The 20,345-nt window shown below is 72.8% G+C and carries 18 protein-coding genes; 4 read left to right on the top strand and 14 right to left on the bottom strand.

What is annotated here, in order from left to right; all coding sequences use genetic code 11:
* Nucleotides 1-14: 14 nt before the first annotated feature.
* The gene (locus ACZ59A_RS22690) at nt 15-368 is read right to left on the bottom strand and encodes an SH3 domain-containing protein (RefSeq protein ID WP_470961076.1); all 354 of its coding nucleotides are present in this window, start codon (nt 366-368) and stop codon (nt 15-17) included.
* A 297-nt stretch (nt 369-665) separates the two neighbouring features.
* On the opposite strand from ACZ59A_RS22690, the gene ACZ59A_RS22685 reads away from it, so the two are divergent.
* Nucleotides 666-1,295, top strand: a complete 630-nt coding sequence (locus ACZ59A_RS22685; protein ID WP_470961074.1) for a hypothetical protein — start codon at nt 666-668, stop codon at nt 1,293-1,295.
* 55 nt (nt 1,296-1,350) lie between these two features.
* Here the strand turns inward: ACZ59A_RS22685 and ACZ59A_RS22680 are convergent, their stop codons facing one another.
* On the bottom strand, nt 1,351-2,235 hold the full coding sequence (locus tag ACZ59A_RS22680; RefSeq protein WP_470961072.1) for an alpha/beta fold hydrolase: 885 nt from the start codon (nt 2,233-2,235) through the stop codon (nt 1,351-1,353).
* 556 nt (nt 2,236-2,791) lie between these two features.
* Complete coding sequence (locus ACZ59A_RS22675) at nt 2,792-3,484, bottom strand: metal-dependent transcriptional regulator (protein ID WP_063729711.1); 693 nt, start codon at nt 3,482-3,484, stop codon at nt 2,792-2,794.
* Between the two features lie 192 nt (nt 3,485-3,676).
* Between ACZ59A_RS22675 and ACZ59A_RS22670 the strand changes: the two genes are divergently transcribed.
* Nucleotides 3,677-4,432, top strand: coding sequence for an SIS domain-containing protein (locus ACZ59A_RS22670; RefSeq protein WP_470961070.1), 756 nt, complete (start codon nt 3,677-3,679; stop codon nt 4,430-4,432).
* A 42-nt stretch (nt 4,433-4,474) separates the two neighbouring features.
* Here ACZ59A_RS22670 and ACZ59A_RS22665 read toward each other — a convergent pair whose 3' ends face one another.
* Nucleotides 4,475-5,947: a PAS domain-containing protein gene (locus tag ACZ59A_RS22665; RefSeq protein ID WP_470961068.1), complete on the bottom strand. Its 1,473-nt coding sequence runs from the start codon at nt 5,945-5,947 to the stop codon at nt 4,475-4,477.
* 451 nt (nt 5,948-6,398) lie between these two features.
* Nucleotides 6,399-7,028, bottom strand: coding sequence for a pyridoxamine 5'-phosphate oxidase (pdxH, locus tag ACZ59A_RS22660; RefSeq protein WP_470961793.1), 630 nt, complete (start codon nt 7,026-7,028; stop codon nt 6,399-6,401).
* Nucleotides 7,029-7,536: 508 nt separating this feature from the next.
* On the opposite strand from pdxH, the gene ACZ59A_RS22655 reads away from it, so the two are divergent.
* Nucleotides 7,537-8,637 (top strand): citrate synthase 2, encoded by a 1,101-nt coding sequence (locus ACZ59A_RS22655; protein ID WP_470961066.1) that lies wholly within the window; start codon nt 7,537-7,539, stop codon nt 8,635-8,637.
* A gap of 76 nt (nt 8,638-8,713) precedes the next feature.
* Here ACZ59A_RS22655 and ACZ59A_RS22650 read toward each other — a convergent pair whose 3' ends face one another.
* The 9 genes from ACZ59A_RS22650 to ACZ59A_RS22610 form a co-directional block, all read right to left on the bottom strand.
* Entirely contained in the window at nt 8,714-9,331 is a 618-nt protein-coding gene (locus ACZ59A_RS22650) for a TetR/AcrR family transcriptional regulator (protein ID WP_470961064.1), read from the bottom strand.
* Nucleotides 9,328-10,119: an enoyl-CoA hydratase family protein gene (locus ACZ59A_RS22645; RefSeq protein WP_470961062.1), complete on the bottom strand. Its 792-nt coding sequence runs from the start codon at nt 10,117-10,119 to the stop codon at nt 9,328-9,330. Before ACZ59A_RS22645 ends, ACZ59A_RS22650 begins: the two co-directional genes overlap by 4 nt.
* Complete coding sequence (locus tag ACZ59A_RS22640) at nt 10,116-11,699, bottom strand: AMP-binding protein (protein ID WP_470961060.1); 1,584 nt, start codon at nt 11,697-11,699, stop codon at nt 10,116-10,118. The genes ACZ59A_RS22645 and ACZ59A_RS22640 overlap by 4 nt, the downstream gene beginning before the upstream one ends.
* 90 nt (nt 11,700-11,789) lie before the next feature.
* Nucleotides 11,790-12,938, bottom strand: a complete 1,149-nt coding sequence (locus ACZ59A_RS22635; protein WP_470961058.1) for an acyl-CoA dehydrogenase family protein — start codon at nt 12,936-12,938, stop codon at nt 11,790-11,792.
* Nucleotides 12,939-12,992: 54 nt separating this feature from the next.
* On the bottom strand, nt 12,993-14,915 hold the full coding sequence (locus ACZ59A_RS22630) for an acetyl/propionyl/methylcrotonyl-CoA carboxylase subunit alpha (RefSeq protein ID WP_470961056.1): 1,923 nt from the start codon (nt 14,913-14,915) through the stop codon (nt 12,993-12,995).
* Between the two features lie 35 nt (nt 14,916-14,950).
* Nucleotides 14,951-16,549 (bottom strand): acyl-CoA carboxylase subunit beta, encoded by a 1,599-nt coding sequence (locus ACZ59A_RS22625; RefSeq protein WP_470961054.1) that lies wholly within the window; start codon nt 16,547-16,549, stop codon nt 14,951-14,953.
* Nucleotides 16,546-18,255 carry an acyclic terpene utilization AtuA family protein gene (locus ACZ59A_RS22620; RefSeq protein WP_470961052.1) on the bottom strand — a complete coding sequence of 570 codons (1,710 nt, stop codon included), beginning with the start codon at nt 18,253-18,255 and terminating at the stop codon, nt 16,546-16,548. The genes ACZ59A_RS22625 and ACZ59A_RS22620 overlap by 4 nt, the downstream gene beginning before the upstream one ends.
* Complete coding sequence (locus tag ACZ59A_RS22615) at nt 18,252-19,046, bottom strand: TIGR03084 family metal-binding protein (RefSeq protein ID WP_470961050.1); 795 nt, start codon at nt 19,044-19,046, stop codon at nt 18,252-18,254. Before ACZ59A_RS22615 ends, ACZ59A_RS22620 begins: the two co-directional genes overlap by 4 nt.
* A 95-nt stretch (nt 19,047-19,141) precedes the next feature.
* Complete coding sequence (locus tag ACZ59A_RS22610) at nt 19,142-19,507, bottom strand: hypothetical protein (RefSeq protein ID WP_470961048.1); 366 nt, start codon at nt 19,505-19,507, stop codon at nt 19,142-19,144.
* Between the two features lie 171 nt (nt 19,508-19,678).
* On the opposite strand from ACZ59A_RS22610, the gene ACZ59A_RS22605 reads away from it, so the two are divergent.
* Nucleotides 19,679-20,296, top strand: a complete 618-nt coding sequence (locus ACZ59A_RS22605) for a hypothetical protein (RefSeq protein ID WP_470961046.1) — start codon at nt 19,679-19,681, stop codon at nt 20,294-20,296.
* Nucleotides 20,297-20,345: the final 49 nt, after the last annotated feature.

Raw genomic sequence — 20,345 nt, 5'->3', positions numbered from 1 at the left:
CACGTGGTCGGCGGCTAGTCCAGGTACTTGCTGTAGACCCAGCCCCTGGTGCCGGGCTTGATGCCCGAGGTGGTCCGCTTGAGGATCTTTCCGTAGGACCAGCTCTTCATGAATCCGCCCAGACCGCCGGTGCGGCAGAAGTACCGGAAGGAATCCCCCCGATACAGCGTCCCAATCGCGCGGTACCTCTTTCCCGGCCCGGTACGGAATCTGGCGCCACTCGTCGCGACCTTGAAATTGACGTCCGGCGAATTGAACCGGCACGCCGAAGAGCCCACGGCGGATGCCGTGGGTGCCATCGCGATCGAGCCGCCCAGCATGAGCACCGCCGAGAGCACGACCATCGAGGCTTGGTGTTTAAGCTTCACGCGATCTCCCCCCGAGATCAGTGATTTCTTTACATCTTGGTGGTAATGCGTGATTGCGTGTGGCCGAGCGTAGCAGCAGCCAATCCGCAAGCACCGTACTGGTAGACGCCCTTGAGGCCGCGAGGGTTGAATTCCGGATGGGAATGGCTTCCTCCGCGCCGCGGCGCGCCCGGATCCGGCCATCTTCCACAGACTCACACTCAGGTGGTCACAGTACGCACACAGTTGACGACCCGGATGCGGAATTCCAGCCCCTAGGATCATCGATCAGAGAAGGATCACGCAGGGGAGATCGACTTGCTGAAGAAGACAACGTGGCTGCGCGTCGCTACGCCCGTTGCCGTACTGGCCCTGGCTGCCACCGCCTGCGGATCTCACGGGAAAAAGAGCCATTCGTCCTCATCCCATAAGCACAAGCAGCATTCCCGCTTCAGCGCGCACAACAACGGCAAGCGCGGTGCGAGTGCGGCCGCGAAGTCCGTGCTGAAACCGGGGCAGTCCGCGTCCCGGGCGTTCAAGGAGGACACCGGCGTCAAGCCGTTTTACTCGATCACCGCCCAGCGGATCGACGTCGGTACGGCCGCCGACGCCAAGGACCTGGTCTCCGACCCGAAAGACGCCAAGGGCAAGGTCCCCGCGACCGGTTATGTGACGTACCGGCATATGGCCGGAGACGTCGTCAAGGAATGGCCGCGGGTCGGCGACTACGCGGACGTCTACGCCGACGGGCGGCGCGGCGCGAAGGTCATCGGCGGTGACGCGCCGAAGGGGTGCGCCGACTCGGACGCCATCAAGAACTGGAAGGACGGCCAGAGCTACACCCTCTGCGGCACCTTCCTCATCCCGGCGGACACGAAGCGCCTGGAGATCGCCTGGACCGAGATCGGCGGCAAGCCGTTCGTCTGGAAGTTCCCCGCGCGCCGCTGATCCTCCGGACCGCACCGGCCCCGGCCTGCGCGGGTCCGGACTACACCGGTCCGGACTACACCGGTCCGGGCTGCGCGGGGAGGGTCGCGGCGAGGAACGGCTCCACCGCGCGACGCCAGCCGTCCGGCTGGTCGTAGTGGACCAGGTGACCCGCGTCGGCCACCTCCGCGTACTCCCCGCGGGGGAGTACGCGGACCATCTCCTGGGCCTCGGCGCGGCCCAGCTCGCCGTCCAGGCCGCGGACGACCAGGGTGGGGCACTCCACGAGGGCCAGCTCCTCCCAGTGCGCGTCATGGGCCCAGGCCGCACGGGCCTTGAGCATCTGGCGACGGGAGAAGACCGGGCGCCAGCCGTCCGAACGCTCGGCCATGACCTCGGTGAAGAAGTCGCCCCGGGCGGCGTTCGGACGCTCCAGCAGCGGATCGTCCTCGCCGAACCACTTGCGGACGTCCGACAGGGTCGCGAAGGGCACCGGCCAGGACCGGAACCAGTCGCTCCATTCGCGCTGCGAGGCACCGCCGAGCGCCGAGGCCCGCATGTCGCAGATGACCAGGGCCCGGACCAGGTCGGGGCGGCGGGCGGCGAGCTGCCATGCCGTCAGGGCGCCCATGGAGTGGCCGATGAGGGCGACCGGGCCCATTCCGAGCTGCTCGACGGCCGCCTCGGCGTCGTCCACATACGTGCCGCGGTCGAACGGCCCTTCGGCGGGCTTCTCGCTGCGGCCGTGGCCGCGCTGGTCGAGGGCGACGGCCCGGTGCCGGGTGGCGAGCCAGCGGGCGGTCTCCGCCCAGTGCGCGGCGCGGCCCATCAGCCCGTGGAGCAGCAGCACTCCGGGGCCGCCGCGCGCTCCCGCGCGGCCTCCGGCCTTGGGCGGGTCCGTGAACTCCCAGGCCGCGAGCCGCACACCGCCGGCTCCGGTCACGTCGATGCGTCGCACCATGTCGTCTGGCACCTCCATCCCTCTCCCGACCAACCCCGTCCGCCCCACAGTATCGAACTTGTATTCGAACGCACCGCAAGTGCCGGGCAACACCCCTCATTCGAGTGACCACGCTCAAGGATTGGCCGCCTCCGCCGAGGGGAGACAGCTAGCGGGAGGCGGACTGCTCGGGGAAGGAAGTCCGCGGGGGATGACCCTGGGAGCTCGGGGCTCCGGGTCGCTACGGCCCCGGGTCGTAACGGCCGCGTTCGCGCGGCCCGTACGGCCCGGGGCCCTTCGGGGGGACATGGGGAAGCAGGGCCCCGGCGCCTCATGGCACCGGGGCCCTCGCGTTCGAACGCCCGCTCGGCATCGCTGCCGCCCGCCGGGCCCATAGGAGCCCCCTCCCCTGACCGCGAGCACGCTTGTGCATATGCGTCAGCGACAGGGTTGCACGGGTCGCCCCCGCCCGCTCGATTTCCCCGAACTCCGGCGCAGCCGAAAACCGTCACCGCAGGCGGGACGGGCGGCGCGGGCGGGTGGGCAGGCGGGCGGGGCCGCCGGGGCCAGCGCTTGGCTAGCGCTTGGCTACGAAGACGTGGGAGGCGATGTCCGCCTCCAGCTCGGCGGCCTCGCCGCTGCTGCCGACCAGGACACCGCCCGGGGACTCCGTCACGCTCACCACCGAGCCCGGCTGGACCCCGGCCCTGCGCAGCGTGTACATCAGCTGGGCGTCCATCTGGATCGGCTCGCCGATCCGGCGCACGACCACCGTCTTGCCCTCGGTGCCGGGCGCCAGCTCGCGCAGGCTCACCATGCTGTCGTCCAGGAACGGGTCGGCCTCGCCCTTCTCGCCCAGCTCGTCCAGACCGGGGATCGGGTTCCCGTACGGCGACTCGGTGGGGTGGCGCAGCAGCTCCAGCACCCGGCGCTCCACCGCCTCGCTCATCACGTGCTCCCAGCGGCACGCCTCCGCGTGGACCTGCTCCCACTCCAGGCCGATCACGTCGACGAGCAGGCATTCGGCGAGCCGGTGCTTGCGCATCACGCGCGTGGCCAGCCGACGGCCCTCCTCCGTCAGCTCAAGGTGACGGTCGCCCGCGACCGTCACCAGCCCGTCGCGCTCCATGCGCGCGACCGTCTGGCTGACGGTCGGGCCGCTCTGATCGAGCCGCTCCGCGATCCGGGCGCGCATGGGGACTACGCCCTCCTCCTCGAGTTCGAGGATGGTGCGGAGATACATCTCCGTGGTGTCGATCAGTCCGGACATGCGTGCCCCTTGATGTGTCGTGCGGTGGCCCTGAACCCAATTCTGACGCATCCCACCGACAAGAGAGCCGGATCGGCCACTGCCGTAGCGCTGGGGAGAGGTGGTATTGACAGCTTCATGATCCACAACGCAACGTGATCCGCGCCACGGGGATGTGGACCCAAGTTAACACCGACACGAAGGGCCTCGGCGATGAGCCAGAGCAACCCGGCAGGGCGCTTTTTCGACGCCGCCATCGCGCTGTTGCACAAGGTGCGGGACGAGGAGGCCGAGCGCATCGCCGCGGCGGGCGGCCTGATCGCCGACACGGTCACCGGCGGCGGGCGGATCTTCGTCTTCGGTGCGGGCCACTCCTCCCTGCCCGCCCAGGACGTGGTCTACCGCGCGGGCGGGCTGGCCCTGATGAATCTGCTCCCGGTGCCGGGGGTGGTCGGCGTGGACGTCATGCCCGCCACCCTGGGCAGCGCGCTGGAGAAGGTCGAGGGGCTCGCCACGGCCGTCCTGGAGACGGGTCCGCTGCGCTCCGGCGACCTGCTGTTCATCATCTCGCTGTCCGGGCGGAACACGCTGCCGGTGGAGATGGCGACCGGCGCGCGGGATCGCGGGGTGACGGTGGTCGGCGTGACGTCCGTGGCATACGCGGCGGAGACCACGTCCCGCAACACGTCGGGGAGCTTCCTCAAGGACCACTGCGATCTGGTCCTCGACAGCAAGATCGCGGTCGGCGACGCGGAGATCACGGCGGAGGGCGTCGGGGCGCCGTTCGGCCCCGCGTCGACCGTGGTGACGAGCGCGCTGATGCAGGCCGTGGTGGCGGCGGGGGTGGCGGAGCTGGTCGCCCGCGGCGTACGGCCGCCCCTGCTGCGGTCGGGCAACGTGGACGGCGGCCACGAGTGGAACCGCCAGGTGATGACGGAGTACGGCGACCGGATCTTCTACCGGCGGTAGGGGCGCCGCCCGCCTACTACCGGCGGTAGGGGCGCCGCCCGCCTACCGGCCGTGGGCCAGGTCCACCGCGGCCGCGACCCGGGCCGCCACATCCTCCGCGTACGCCGTGTCCGGGCGGTCGAAGGGGCGGCGGGCCGGGCCGCCCCGGAGGAAGGTCAGGACGCCCAGGGTTCGGCCGCGGCTGCGCAGGACCGCGCACAGGGCGTACACCGAGCCCTCCGGCCATTTGCGGGCCGCCGCCCACCGCGCCGCCGCCGCCTCGTCCGTACGCGACGCGCTCGCCCGCACCGAACCGCAGCGCTCGGCCGCCTGGAGCGCCGGATGGCCCTCCAGGTAGGCCACCGGGATGCCGCCCGGGGCGATCGGGGAGCACGGGCCCGCGGTGCCGCACGGCGTGGCCGCCGCCCGGACGAGACGGATCCGCTCGCCCCCGCCGGGCGACAGCGCGCCCGGCGGGGGCGCACCCGGCGGCACCGTCTCCGGACGGTCCAGCACCAGATCGATCAGGGCGTGGTCGGCGAAGCCCGCGAGGGCGAAGTCCAGGTGGACCGCGGCCGCCTCCATCGGGTCCTCGCACTCGGCCGCCGCCCGGGCCGCCCGGTGCAGCTGATTGCCGCGGAAGCGCAGCCGCGCGCTCTCCTGCTCGCGCTCCTTCGGCTCCGTCACGTCCTGGAAGATCCAGGCCACCCCGAGCGGCACCGGCTCCTCGGTGAGCGGCGAGGCCAGCCGCAGGAAGCCGCTGCGCCAGCAGCGGCGCGCCGCGGGCCCGCCCTCCGGGGGCTCCTCGGCCGGCCTGCGCAGCGTCACCCACAGTTCGGTGGGGGCCGGGGGCGCGCCCTCGGCGAGGACGTGCTGGAAGGCGTTCTCGGCGTCCTCGACGCCCTGGTCGAGGAACTCGCCCAGCGGCCGCCCGAGCGCGGCCGCGCGGCCCGTGCGCAGGGCGTCCGCCGCGTTCCCGTTGAGGACCGCCACCCGCAGGTCGGCGTCGACGAGGACGACGCACCAGGACGCGTCGTCCAGCAGCGCTTCGCTCAGCGCGATCGACCGCTCCAGGTCCAGCTGCGCGTGCACCTCGCTGAACGCGCAGTACACCCCCGCCGGGCGGCCGTCCGCGCCCGGCACCGCGGACGACTGGGTACGGACCAGGACCCGGCCGCCCTCCTTGGTCAGCAGGGCGAACTCGTGCACCCGGCGGCCGGGGGCGTCCAGCACCTCCATCAGCCGCGCCTCGACGTCCCGGGCGTCCTCCGTACGGACCGCCCACCCCGCCAGCCCCTCGCGCCCCACGGCCTCGGCCGTGGACCAGCCGAGGATGCGCTCGGCCTCGCGGTTCCAGTGGGTGACGGTGCCGTCGGCGTCGAACGCGCACAGCGCGGCGTCCATGCCGTCGAGGAGCGCGGCGAGCAGGTCGGAGTCGTCCCGGCCCGGGCCGGTCGCGGGCACGGGCGCGGCCGTCGGCTGGGCCGGGACGGGATGCGCGGGACGCGCGGGTTCGGAGCGCTGCGGAGCGGTCACCGGACACCCCCTGCGGGACGTGGTGGACGTGGCTGCCTGTGATGGTGCACGTCGGAACATTGAACTCGAACGTGACGCGCGCCACACCGGATTCGGCGAAATCGTTGCCTCCCGGAAATTTGCTTGTGTGCGGCCCGAGCGCGTTCCTAAGGTGGTGAGCACACGAGAAGGGAGGTGGTTCGGCAGATGTATCAAATCCGGACGCGTGAGGTGACTGCGGGCTAGCAGTCCGTCGTCGCGCTCAGCGCATTCGCCGGACCGGCGCACGAGGGATGTGCGCAGCCGGCCAATCCCAAGCAGTCACCCGGCCCGCGGGTTGCCGGTACGTCCGACCGGCCCCCAGGCGCCCTCACCGGCGCCAGGGGACAGACCCGCGGGTCGTCTGCGTCTCCGGCCGTGTGCCGAGGCTTCCGAGGGCTGTGCGCGCCCCGCGCCGGGCGTCCCACACGCCTCACGGCGACAGGCGCTCGATCCGCCAGCCGTCCCCGCCGGGCGTCCGCACATAGCGCAGCCGGTCGTGCAGCCGGTTCTCCCGGCCCTGCCAGAACTCCACCGCCTCCGGCACCACCCGGAACCCGCCCCACTCCGGCGGCACCGGCACCTGCTCCCCCGGCGGATAGCGGTCCGCCAGCTCCGCGTACGAACGGTCCAGCTCCTCCCGCCCGCCGACCACCGAGGACTGCGCGCTGGCCCAGGCGCCCAGCTGCGAGCCGTGCGGGCGGGTCCGGAAGTACGCGGCCGTCTCGTCCCGCCCGGTGCGGTCCGCGACGCCCGTGACGATCACCTGGCGGGCGATCGGGTGCCAGGGGAAGAGCAGCGAGACATGCGGGTTCCCGGCCAGTTCGCGGCCCTTGCGCGACCCGTAGTTGGTGTAGAACACGAAGCCGCGCTCGTCGAAGCTCTTCATCAGGACCGTACGGGAGCTGGGGCGCCCGGCCGCGTCCGCCGTGGAGACGACCATCGCGTTCGGCTCGTAAAGACCGCTGCCCACCGCCTCCTCGAACCACCGCGTGAACTGCTGGAACGGGGTGCCCCCGAGGCCCGCCTCGTCGATGCCCGCCGCGCGGTAGTGCTCGCGCATGGCGGCCGGGTCGTACGTGCGCGCGGAGTAAGCCGAGGGGGAAGCCGGGGGCTCCGGGTCAACGTGAGGCACGCGCATATCTTGCAACATCACCGGTCCACCGCACGGGTTACCCCGAAAGAGCGATTTCTTCCCTCCCCCGCGTCGGGGATCCGTAACCCTCCCCCGCCACACAGGCGGTGTGCCACTTCTCACGCGCCCCCGTGACTGGCGCGTCCACCGCGCCGTGGCCGAACATGCGCCTGTCAGTGCGATGCCCTGCGCCGGTTTTCGGCCGCGCCGGGTGACCACCGCGCGCACGGGGCACACCACCGGGTATCCGGTACGGACCGCGAGCCGTCGGCCGCGGAGCCGTCCCGGGGCCGGACGACCCCCGATGGCACCGTTCTCCGCCCCTCTGACGTTTCATCCGCACCAGCTCTCTCCGCACCGGCCGTATCCCCGCACCAGCCCGCACACCCGCACCAGCCGCACCCCACCCGTCGCCCACATCATGAGGAGCCGCCCGATGTCCGACTTCGTACCCGGACTCGAGGGAGTCGTCGCGTTCGAGACGGAGATCGCCGAACCCGACAAGGAAGGCGGCGCGCTCCGCTACCGCGGCGTCGACATCGAGGACCTGGTGGGCCATGTGTCCTTCGGGAACGTCTGGGGCCTGCTGGTCGACGGCGCCTTCAACCCCGGGCTGCCCGCCGCCGAGCCCTTCCCCATCCCGGTGCACTCCGGCGACGTCCGGGTCGACGTCCAGTCCGCGCTGGCCATGCTCGCGCCCGTCTGGGGCCTCAAACCGCTCCTCGACATCGACGAGGCCCAGGCCCGCGACGACCTCGCCCGCGCGGCCGTCATGGCGCTGTCGTACGTCGCCCAGTCGGCGCGCGGGCAGAGCCGCCCGATGGTGCCGCAGCGGGAGATCGACAAGGCCGAGACCATCGTGGAGCGCTTCATGCGCCGCTGGCGCGGCGAGCCCGACCCCAAGCACGTCGCCGCCGTCGACGCGTACTGGACCTCGGCGGCCGAGCACGGCATGAACGCCTCCACCTTCACCGCCCGCGTCATCGCCTCCACCGGCGCCGACGTCGCCGCCGCGCTCTCCGGCGCAGTCGGGGCCATGTCAGGGCCGCTGCACGGGGGCGCGCCCTCGCGGGTGCTCGGCATGATCGAGGAGATCGAGCGCACCGGGGACGCCACCGCGTACGTCAAGAAGGCGCTCGACCGGGGCGAGCGGCTGATGGGCTTCGGCCACCGGGTCTACCGCGCCGAGGACCCGCGGGCGCGGGTGCTGCGGCGCACCGCCAAGGAGCTGGGGGCGCCGCGCTACGAGGTCGCGGAGGCGCTGGAGCGGGCCGCCCTGGACGAGCTGCACAACCGGCGGCCGGACCGGGTGCTGGCCACCAACGTCGAGTTCTGGGCGGCGATCACGCTGGACTTCGCGGAGGTCCCGGCGCCCATGTTCACCTCCATGTTCACGTGCGCGCGGACCGCGGGGTGGAGCGCGCACATCCTGGAGCAGAAGCGGACGGGCCGCCTCGTGCGCCCCTCCGCGCGGTACGTCGGTCCTGGCACCCGCGGCCCGCAGGAGATCGACGGCTACGGGGACATCTCGGGGTAGCGGTACGGCGGGCCGCGGGCGGGGCGCTCCCCGCCCGCGGCCCCTTGCCCACCGCGCCCTGCCCACCGGCGCTCGCCTACCGCGCCGCGTCCAGCGCCTCGTCCAGGATGCGCGACCACTGCGCCACCACCCGCTCCCGGCGGGCGCTGTCGTCCGTCAGCAGATTGGCCAGGCCCAGGCCGCGGCCCATGTCGAGGAACCCCTGAATGGCCTCCCGGACCCCCGGGACGCTCTCGTCCGCGCCCAGCAGGTCCACCGCCATGCGGTGGGTCTCGCGGCCGATACGGGCCTCCAGGACGGTGACCCGGGCGCCCAGCTGGGGTTCGTACGACGCCGCGACCCACAGCTGGAGCGCGGCCCGGAACAGCGGGCCGGTGTACAGGTCGACCAGTTCGGTGACGACCGCGTGCGTACGGGCCGTGCCCTCGCCCGCCGGGGCGAGGGCGCGCAGCTCCGCCGAACGCTGCTCCGAGACGTGCTCGACCGCGGCGGTGAACAGATCCTCCCGGGTCGGGAAGTGATGCTGGGCCGCGCCCCGGGACACCCCGGCCCGCTCCGCGACCACCGAGACCGTCGACCCCGCCCAGCCGTGCTCGGCGAGGCACGCCACGGCGGCCTCCAGCAGCCGCTGCCGGGTCGCGCGGCTGCGGTCCTGCTTGGGCTGGGACGTACGCGGCCGCGTATCAGGACTCACTGACCGGCCTCCGCCGACCACACCGGATCCCGCCGCTCCCGGAACGCCGTCATCCCCTCCCGCGCCTCCGCCGACGCGAACAGCCGCGCCGACAGCTCGGCCAGCCCCTCCCCGTCCCGGTCGAACGCCCGCCGCACCTCGGCCGTCACCAGCCGCTTGGACTCGGCCAGGCCCTGCGGGGAGCCGCGCCGCAGCCCCTCCAGCACCGGAGCCAGCGCCGCGCCCGTGTCCCCCGCCGGGTCCGCCACCGTCACCAGGCCGATCCGGGCGGCTTCAAGAGCGTCGAACCGCTCGCCCGTGAGGTAGTAACGGGCCGCCGCGCGGGCGTCCAGCCGGGGCAGCAGCGGCATCGATATCACCGCCGGGGCCAGGCCGAGCCGCGCCTCGGTGAACGCGAAGCTCGCGCCCCGCCCCGCCGCCGAGATGTCGCACGCCCCCAGCAGCCCCAGCCCACCGGCCCGCACATGCCCGGTGACCCGCGCGACCACCGGCTTGGGCAGCTCCACGATCGCGCGCAACAGCTCGACCAGCCCCAGCGCGCCCGACGCGGCCGGGGGTTCGCGCAGATCCGCGCCCGCGCAGAACGTGTTGCCGGTGTGCGTCAGCAGCACCGCCCGCACCTCCGGATCCGCCCCGGCCGCCGCCAGCCCGGCGCGCAGCTCGGCGACCAGGCGGGCGGAGAGCGCGTTGCGGTTGTGCGGCGAGTCGAGCGTGAGCACCCGGATGCCCCGGTCGTCGGAGGAGCGCACCAGTGGAACTTCCGGCTCGGTCATGGGGGCTTCGGTCATGGGCTGGTCGAACTCCTTTCCCTGGCGCGCAGTTCGCGCCGCAGGATCTTCCCGGCGGCCGAGCGCGGCACGGTGTCCGTGAACTCGACGCGCCGCACCTTCTTGTACGGGGCCACCTGCCCGGCAACGTAACGGATCAGCTCCTCCGCCGAGATCCGGGCACCCGGCCCGCGCACCACGTACGCCTTCGGGATCTCGTTGCCGTCCCCGTCCGTCACGCCGATCACGGCGGCGTCGGTGACGGCCTCGTGCGCGATCAGCACGGCCTCCAGATCGGCCGGGGCGACCTGGTAGCCCTTGTACTTGATCAGCTCCTTCAGCCGGTCCACCACGAACAGCCAGCCGTCCGCGTCCACATGGCCGACATCGCCCGTGTGCAGCCAGCCGTCCGCGTCGACCATGGCCGCCGTGTCCGCGGGCCGCCCCAGATAGCCCTTCATCACCTGCGGGCCCCGGATCAGGATCTCCCCGTCCTCCCCCGCCCTCAGATCCCGGCCGTCCGCCAGCCCCACGATGCGCATCTCCGTGCTCGGCAGCAGCTTCCCCACCGACCCCGGCGGAACGCCCTCCGCTTCCCTCGGCACCAGATGGCAGCCCGGGGACAGCTCCGTCATCCCGAACGCCTGCAACAGCGGCGGCACGCCCAGCCGCCGCGCGCACGCCTCCGCCAGCCGCGCGTCCAGCGGCGCCGCCGCGCTCAGCACGTACCGCACCGACGACAGGTCGTGCTCGGCCACCGCCGGATGCTTGGCGAGCGCCAGCACGATCGGCGGCGCCACGTACAGCGCCTGCGCCTCGTACCGCTCGATCGCGGTCAGGAACTGATCCAGATCGAAGCGCGGCAGCACGATCACCGTGCTCCCGGCCCGCAGCGGGGCGTTCATGAGCGCCGTCAGGCCGTACACATGGAAGAACGGCAGCACCGCGAGCACCCGTTCCCCCGGCCGCGTCGGCACCAGCGCCTCCACCTGCGCCAGATTGGTCGCCACGCTGCGATGCGTCAGCATCACGCCCTTCGGGCTGCCCGTCGTCCCCGACGAGTACGGCAGCACCGCCACGTCCTCCGCCGGGTCGATGTCCACCACCGGCTCCGGCGCCGTGCCCGCCAGCATGTCCCGCAGCGAACGGTGCCCGCCCGCCTCGTCGCATACGAAGATCTCCCGCACCCCGCCCGCCCGCTCCGCCGCCTGCCGCGCCACCCCCAGCAGCGGCGACACCGTCACGATCCAGGTCGCCGCCGCGTCCCGCAGCTGCTGGGCCAGCTCCTCCGCCGTCGCCAGCGGGTGCACCGTCGTCACCGCCGCGCCCGTGCGCGTCGCCCCGTAGAACGCCATCGGATACATCAGCGAGTTGGGGCTGTGCAGCGCCACCACCTCGCCCTTGTGCACCCCCGCCGCCGCCAGCTCCGCGGCGATCCGGCGCGACGCGTGATCCAGCGCCGCGTAGCCGACGCTCTCCCCCGTCACCCCGTCGATCAGCGCCGTACGGTCCCCGAACTCCTTCGCCGCGCGGCCCAGCACCGCGTCGTGAATGGGCAGATCGACGGGCGGGACATCGGGAAACTCGCTGCGCAACACCATGGCCGCTCCCCTCGGGTCACTGTGCCTGCCTGTTGCCTTCCCGTCCGTTCTGCCCCGCTCGCCCGGTCCGTACGACTGTGGGTACGAGCGTCAGTACGACTTCGGCAGTCCCAGCGTCTGGTGCGACACGAAGTTGAGGATCATCTCCCGGCTGACCGGCGCGATCCGCGCCACCCGCGCCGCCGTGATCAGCTTCGCAAGCCCGTACTCCTCCGTGAGGCCGTTCCCGCCGAGGGTGTGCACCGCCTGGTCCACCGCCTTCACTGCCGCCTCCCCGGCCGCGTACTTCGCCATGTTGGCCGCCTCCCCCGCGGCCGCGTCCTGCCCCGCGTCGTACAGATACGCCGCCTTCGCCATCATCAGCCGGGCCAGCTCCACTTCGATGTGCGCCTGGGCGAGGGGGTGCGCGATGGCCTGATGCGCGCCGATCGGCTCCCTCCACACGTGGCGGGTACGCGCGTAGTCCACCGCCTTCGCCAGCGCGTGACGGCCCATCCCCAGCGCGAACGCCGCCGTCATGACGCGCTCCGGGTTCAGCCCCGCGAACAGCTGCGCCAGCCCCGCGTCCTCGTCGCCGACGAGCGCGTCCGCGGGCAGCCGCACCTCATCGAGCACGACCTCGAACTGCTTCTCGTTCGCGGCCAGCTCCATGGGGATGTGGCGGTACGAGAAGCCGGGGGTATCGCGCGGGACGATGAACAGGCAGGGCTTGAGCTTGCCCGTCCGCGCGTCCTCCGTGCGCCCCACGATCAGGGTCGCGTCGGCGATGTCCACCCCCGAGATGAAGACCTTGCGGCCGGTCAACACCCACTCCGCGCCGTCGCGGCGGGCCGTGGTGGTGATCCGGTGCGAGTTCGATCCGGCGTCCGGCTCCGTGATGCCGAACGCCATCGTCACGCTGCCGTCCGCCAGGCCCGGCAGCCAGCGGGACTTCTGCGCCTGTGTGCCGTACCGGGCGATCACCGTGCCGCAGATGGCGGGCGACACGACGAGCATCAGCAGCGGACAGCCCGCCGCGCCCAGCTCCTCCAGCACGATGGACAGTTCGGCTATGCCGCCACCGCCGCCGCCGTACGCCTCGGGGAGGTTGACGCCGAGATAGCCGAGCTTGCCCGCCCTGGCCCACAGGTCGCGGGTGGCGGTGTCGTGGTTGTCCCTGCCGAAGGCCGCCACGGCGGTGCGGAGGTCGGCCTGCTCCGGGGTGTCGACGGGGGTGTGCGCCTGCGCCTGGGTGGTCATGTGCGGCTCCGTCCGTTGTACGGGGTTGCGGGGCGCTGTACGGGGTGGGTCGGGCTATGCGGGCTCCTCCGCCGCGACGACCGCGAGCAGCGCCCCGACCTCGACCTGACGGCCCTCGGCGGCGTGCAGCGCGGTGAGCACCCCGGCGGTGGGCGAGACGACACGGTGCTCCATCTTCATCGCCTCCAGCCACAGCAGCGGCTGGCCCGCCGCCACGTGGTCGCCCTCGGCGACGTCGGCGATCCGCACCACCGTGCCGGGCATGGGGGCCAGCAGGGAGCCCGGCGCGGTGCGGGCGGTGGGGTCGGGGAAGCGGGACAGGGGGACGAGGGTGTGCGATCCGAGGGGCGAGTCGATATATATGCGGTCGTCATGGATCGAAACGTCGAACTTCCGCCGAATTCCCTCGACTTCGAGGACGACGTGGGCCGGGGTCGCCTGAATCAGCCGGAGATCCGGGAAGCCCTCCGTGACGAGGCCGTCGCGGGTGAGCCGGTAGCGGACCTCGTGCTCGGTGCCGTCCGGTGCGCGGTACGTCTTGAGGTGCGGCTGGGACGGTACGTTCCGCCAGCCCCCGAGACGCCCCGCCACGGTCGCCGGCCGATCTGACGCGTCGGCCAGTGCTGCGGCGAGGGCGGCCAGCGCGATGCCCTCTGCGGTGTCTTCGGTGAGTGCGTCGAGGTGCCGTTCGAGGAAGCCGGTGTCCATCCGTCCGGCCTCGAACTCCGGGTGCCGCAGGGCCCGTACCAGCAGGTCCCGGTTGGTGGCCGGGCCGTGGATCCGGGCGTGCTCCAGCCCGTGGGCCAGCCGCCGCAGCGCCTCGGCGCGGGTGGGCGCCCAGGCGATGACCTTGGCCAGCAGGGGGTCGTAGTGGACGCCGATCAGATCCCCGTCCGCGATCCCGGAGTCCACGCGCGGTCCGGTCACCGACAGCCGGTGCATCACGCCCGCCTGCGGCTGCCACCCCCGGCCCGGGTCCTCCGCGTACAGCCGCGCCTCGACCGCGTGGCCGCGCGGGGACGGGGGTTCGGGGGCCAGGGGCTGCCCCTCGGCCACCCGTAGCTGGAGGGCCACCAGGTCCAGCCCGTACACCTCCTCCGTCACCGGGTGCTCGACCTGGAGGCGGGTGTTCATCTCCAGGAAGTACGCCCGGCCCGCCGACGAGACCAGGAACTCGACGGTGCCCGCGCCCTCGTACCCGATGGCCCGGGCCGCGTTCACCGCCGACTCCTCCAGCAGGCGGCGCAGCTCGTCGGCGAGCCCCGGGGCCGGGGCCTCTTCGACGACCTTCTGATGGCGGCGCTGGAGCGAGCAGTCGCGGGTGCCGAGAGACCACACCGTGCCGTGGGTGTCGGCCAGCACCTGCACCTCGACGTGGCGGGCGCCCTCCACGTACGGCTCGACGAACACCTCGCCGTCCCCGAAGGCGGATGCCGCCTCCGCGCGCGCCGAGGTCAGTTCGGCGGGCAGCGCGGCCGTCTCGCGGACGACGCGCATGCCGCGGCCGCCGCCGCCCGCCGCCGCCTTGATGAGGACGGGCAGGTCCTCGGCGGTGACCTCGGCGGGGTCGAGGGAGTCGAGGAGGGGGACGCCCGCGTCGCGCAGGAGCCGCTTGGCGCGGGTCTTGGAGGCCATGGCCTGCATCGCGGCGGGCGGCGGCCCGACCCACAGCAGCCCCGCGTCGCACACCGCCTGGGCGAAGGCGGCGTCCTCGGAGAGGAAGCCGTAGCCGGGGTGGACGGCGTCGGCGCCCGCCGCCAGGGCGGCCTTGGTCAGCAGGTCGCCGCGCAGATACGTATCGGCGGGGGCGTCGCCCGGCAGCCGTACGGCGGTGTCGGCCTCCCGGACGTGCGGGGCGTCGGCGTCCGCGTCGGAGTGGACGGCGACCGTGGCGATGCCGAGTTCGCGGCAGCTGCGGATGACGCGGCGGGCGATCTCGCCGCGGTTGGCGATGAGGACGGATCGGATCACAGGCATCACAGGCATCACGTGCATCACGGCGGGGTTTTTCCTCACATCCGGAAGACGCCGAAGCCACCGCGCGCGCCCTCGACGGGCGCGGTGTGGAGGGCGGAGAGGCAGAGGCCGAGGACGGTGCGGGTGTCGCGCGGGTCGATGACGCCGTCGTCGTACAGCCGCCCGGAGAGGAACAGCGGCAGCGACTCGGACTCGATCTGCTGCTCGACCATGGCGCGCAGGGCGGCGTCGCCGTCCTCGTCGTACGGCTGCCCCTTGGCGGCGGCGGACTGGCGGGCGACGATCGACAGCACCCCGGCGAGCTGCTGCGGGCCCATGACGGCGGACTTGGCGCTGGGCCACGCGAAGAGGAAGCGGGGGTCGTAGGCGCGGCCGCACATGCCGTAGTGCCCGGCGCCGTAGGAGGCGCCGATGAGGACGGAGAGGTGGGGGACGCGCGAGTTGGAGACCGCATTGATCATCATGGCGCCGTGCTTGATGATCCCGCCCTGTTCGTAGGCGCGGCCGACCATGTAACCGGTGGTGTTGTGGAGGAAGAGGAGCGGGATGTCGCGCTGGTTGGCGAGCTGGATGAACTGCGCGGCCTTCTGCGACTCCTCGCTGAAGAGCACCCCCTGCGCGTTGGCGAGGACCCCGACGGGATAGCCGTGGAGAGTGGCCCAGCCGGTGGCGAGGCTCGTCCCGTACAGCGGCTTGAACTCGTCGAAGTCGGAGCCGTCGACAATGCGGGCGATGACCTCGCGCGGGTCGAAGGGGACCTTGAGGTCGCCGGGGACGATGCCGAGGAGTTCGTCCGCGCTGTACTTGGGCGGCTCGGCCGGACCCGGATCGGCGTGCGCCTTGCGCCAGTTGAGGCGGGCGACGACGCGGCGCGCCTGGTGGAGGGCGTCGGGCTCGTCGGTGGCGAAGTAGTCGGCGAGTCCGGAGGTGCGGGCGTGCATGTCGGCGCCGCCGAGGGATTCGTCGTCGCTCTCCTCGCCGGTGGCCATCTTGACCAGCGGCGGACCGCCGAGGAAGACCTTGGACCGCTCCTTGACCATGATCACGTGGTCGGACATCCCCGGGATGTACGCGCCTCCGGCGGTGGAGTTACCGAAGACCACGGCGATGGTCGGGATTCCGTCGGCGGACAGGCGCGTGAGGTCGCGGAACATGGCCCCGCCGGGGATGAAGATCTCCTTCTGGGAGGGGAGATCGGCACCGCCGGACTCGACCAGGCTCACGACCGGGAGCCGGTTCGCCCGCGCGATCTCATGGGCGCGCAGTGACTTCTTCAGCGTCCACGGATTGCTGGCGCCGCCCCGCACGGTGGGGTCGTTGGCGCTGATCAGGCACTCGACGCCGGAGATCACCCCGATGCCGGTGACGACGGAGGCGCCGACCGGGTAGTCGCTGCCCCAGGCGGCCAGCGGGGACAGCTCCAGAAAGGGCGTATCGGGGTCCAGGAGAAGTTCGATGCGCTCCCTGACGAGCAGCTTGCCGCGCTTGCGGTGGCGCTCGACATACTTCTCGCCGCCGCCCGCGAGGGCCTTGGCGTGTTCGGCCTCCAGCTCGGTGAGCTTGGCGAGCATCGCCTCGCGGTGGGCCGTGTAGTCGGCGCCTGCGGGGTCGAGCGCGGACGCGAGCACGGTCACAGCAGTACCTCCGGTATGTCGAGGTGGCGCGAGCGCAGCCATTCGCCGACGGCCTTGGCCTGCGGGTCGAAGCGGGACTGCGCGGCGACGCCCTCGCCGAGCAGGCCGTCGATAGTGAAGTTGAGGGCGCGCAGCCGCGGGAGTTGGTGGCGGGTGACGGTCAGCCCGGCGGTCTCCGGGAGGAGTTCGCGGAGCCGGTCGGTGGTGAGGGTGTGGACCAGCCATCGCCAGGCATCCTCGGTACGCACCCAGACGCCGACGTTCGCGCTCCCGCCCTTGTCGCCGCTGCGGGCCCCGGCGACCGCGCCGAGCGGGGCGCGGCGCGTGGGGCCTTCGAGCCGTGGGGGCAGCGGGGGTTCGTCGGCGGGCGTGAGGGGCTGCGTGTGCGGGGCCGGGGGGATCGCGGTCCGGGTGCCGTCCGGCAGGACGGCGATGTGCGGAACGCTGTCGGCCGGGACGTACGCCGCCTCGAACACCCCGTACGGGGTGCCCTTCCCGGGCGGGGCGGTGACGTGGAACCCGGGGTAGCTGGCGAGGGCCAGCTCCACGGCCGCGCCGCTGACCGCCCGCCCCACGGTCTCGGCGTCGCGGTCGCGGACGACGAGCCGCAGCAGGGCGCTGGCTTCCTCCTGCACGGCCGCGTCGGCGTGATCGGTGCGGGCCAGCGTCCAGCGGACCTCGGCGGGGCGGCGCTTGGCGAGCGCGGCCTCCATCTGGTCGCGTACGAGGGCGGCCTTGGCGTCGATGCCGAGCCCGGTGAGGACGAACACCACCTCGTTGCGGTGGCCCCCGAGCCGGGTCAGCCCGGCCTTCAGGGTCGGCGGCGGCGCCTCGCCCCGTACGCCATGGATCCGCACCCGGTCGGGGCCGTCCTCGGTGAGCCGTACGGAGTCCAGCCGGGCCGTGACGTCGGGCCCGGCGTAACGGGCGCCCGCCGTCTCGTACAGCAGCTGCGCGGTGACCGTGCCGACGGTGACGGCGCCGCCGGTGCCGGGGTGCTTGGTGATGACGGCCGACCCGTCCGGGTGGATCTCGGCGAGCGGAAACCCGGGGCGGCGTACGTCGCCGATCTCCTCGAAGAACGCGTAGTTGCCGCCGGTCGCCTGCGTCCCGCACTCCAGTACATGCCCGGCGACCACGGCCCCGGCCAGCGCGTCCCAGTCGTCCGCCGCCCACCCGAAGTGCGCGGCTGCGGGCCCGGTGACGAGCGCGGCGTCGGTGACCCGCCCGGTGACCACGATGTCCGCCCCGCCGCGCAGGCATTCCGCGATCCCGCCGCCCCCGAGGTACGCGTTGGCGCTGACCACGCCCGGGCCCCAGTCGCGCGCCCCGAGCAGATCGTCGCCCTCCACGTACGCGACGCGCACCGGTATCCCGAGCCGCCCGGCGAGCGCACGGACGGCGTCGGCCAACCCGGCCGGGTTCAGCCCGCCCGCGTTGGTGACGATCCGCACGCCGCGCTCGACGGCGAGCCCGAGGGTGTCCTCCAACTGGCGGAGGAAGGTGGTGGCGTAGCCGCGGGACGAGTCCTTGGCCCGGTCCCGGCCGAGGATCAGCATGGTCAACTCGGCGAGATAGTCCCCGGTCAGGACATCGAGCGGCCCGTCGGTCAACATCTCGCGCAGCGCGTGGAAGCGGTCGCCGTAGAAGCCGGAGGCGTTGCCGATGCGGAGGGGCCCCGGCGTGTCGCGTCCCGTCGTGGTCACGCGGCACCCCCGCCCGGCTTCCGCCCCGCGCCCGGCGGGCCCGCGAACGCCTGGGCGATGTTCAGCCAGTGGTCCGCGTCGGGCCCTTCCGCCCGTACGGCCAGGTCGTCGCGGTGGGCGCGCTGCGTGACCAGGAGGCAGAAGTCGAGCGCCGGGCCGGTGACGCGCTGGGCCGCGCCCTCGGGACCGTACGTCCACACTCCACCATCCGGCGCGGTGAGTTCGACCCGGAACTCCTCGGCGGGCGGCTCCAGCCCGCGCGCCGCGTACGCGTAGCCCCGGGCCCGTACGCCGATGCGGGCCACATGCCGCAGCCGGGCGGTGGGGGTGCGGCGCACGCCCAGCGCGTCGGCCACGTCCTGGCCGTGCGCCCAGGTCTCCATCAGCCGCGCCGTCACCATCGACATGACGCTCATCGGCGGCCCGTACCACGGCAGCCGGGCGCCCGGCGGCTGCGCGGCGAACACCCGCGCCAGCCGCTCCCGCCCCTCCCGCCACCGCCGCAGCAGCACGGCGGGCGGATCGGCCGCGCCGTGCTCCGCCCCCTCGTCCACGAAACGCTCCGGCGCGGCAAACGCCTTCCGCACCTCGTCGGCGAACCCCTCGGGATCCTCCGCCGCCTGCACCGCCCGTGCGTCGGTCCAGGCGAGGTGGGCGATCTGATGCGCGATGGTCCACCCGTCCGCGGGCGTCGGAGCGGTCCACGCCGCGTCGGCCAGCCCGGCCACCAGGCCGTCCAACTCCTCGCCCTCGGCACGCAGTTCACCGAGCAGAGCTTCCGTATCGGACACGCGGGACTCCCGGTCGTGATGCGGCGGTGCGAAGCGTCGGGAGTGAGCGTGGCAGCGCGCCACAAAACAATCAAGCGTGCTTGCATTATTTCGCGTCAGAGACCGTAGGTCTCGTCGATGAACCGCCCGGACGCGAAGCGAGCGGCCTCGGGCCGCCAGCCCTCGCAGTAGTCCGGATCACCGACGAACCGCAGCGCCAGCTCCCGGACGGGCACGCAGGGCCACTCGGGGACGTTGACGCCGCCATGGCCCATGAACAGCGTGTACGGCGGAATCCGCGAACACGCGGCACAGCCGGTGAACCACACCCCACGCGTCTCCGCGCGCCCGCCGCCCCCTTCGAAATACGCGGCCGACTTCCGCCGTGGCTCATGCGCGACCAGCAGCCCGAAACCCCCCTCGTCCACCCGCGTCAGCAGGAAGCCGAGCAGTTCCTCGACGTATGGGTCGTAGCGGGGCACCCCGCGAGCCTGCCACGGCCCAGGGGTATGTGTCAGGCCGTCGGAGCTCGAAGGGAGCTGAAGCGTTAGCCGGAGGTTAGCGGGGCGGCAGCTTTGCGGTAGCGGCCCCGACCAGAGTGGTTGTCGTACCGAGGAGACAACGACACCGACTGCCCCCGGGGGGAACCCGCAATGAGCTCCAACACCACTGCCCGCACCGCTCGTCGCCGCACCCTGCGCGTTGCCGCCGCGGCCCTGATCGCCGCCGCCGGACTCAGCCTGACCGCCTGCTCCGGCTCGGACATCGCCGACCCGAAGCCCGCGGCCGCCGCCGAGTCCTCCTCCACCGGGACGCAGGGCTCCGATGCCAAGATCGATACCAAGGCAGGCACAGCGACATCGCCGTCCCGCACCCAGAAGCTGGTGGACGGCAGCACGGCCAAGATCTACAAGCTCGGCGACCAGCACTACCGCCTCAAGATCGTCAACGACGGTGCCGACCTGGCCACGATCGAGGCGAAGGAAGGCGACGCCGGTCTCGACGCCAACGGCATGTACGTCGTGCTCACGGCGGGCGGCGAGGTCCGCTCCTGGATGGGCGGCGAACACCAGGGACCGGGCACGTTCAAGCTCGCGGGCGGCTGGAAGGCCAAGGTCACGAAGGTTGGCGAACTCCACTACCGGGCGAAGATCTACGGCTTCGAGGGCGAGGCCGCCACGATCGACGCGAACAAGAAGGACGCCGGGCTCGACGCCAACGGCAGCTCCATCGTGCTCAGCGCCGGCGGTGTGATCAGCGCCCACGAGTGAACGTCTGTACCCGCCGCGGCGGTGGAGCTGCCTAAAGGCGGCTCCACCT

The sequence above is a fragment of the Streptomyces sp. NPDC040405 genome (assembly GCF_055595765.1).
This window is presented reverse-complemented; position numbering and strand designations above follow the sequence as displayed.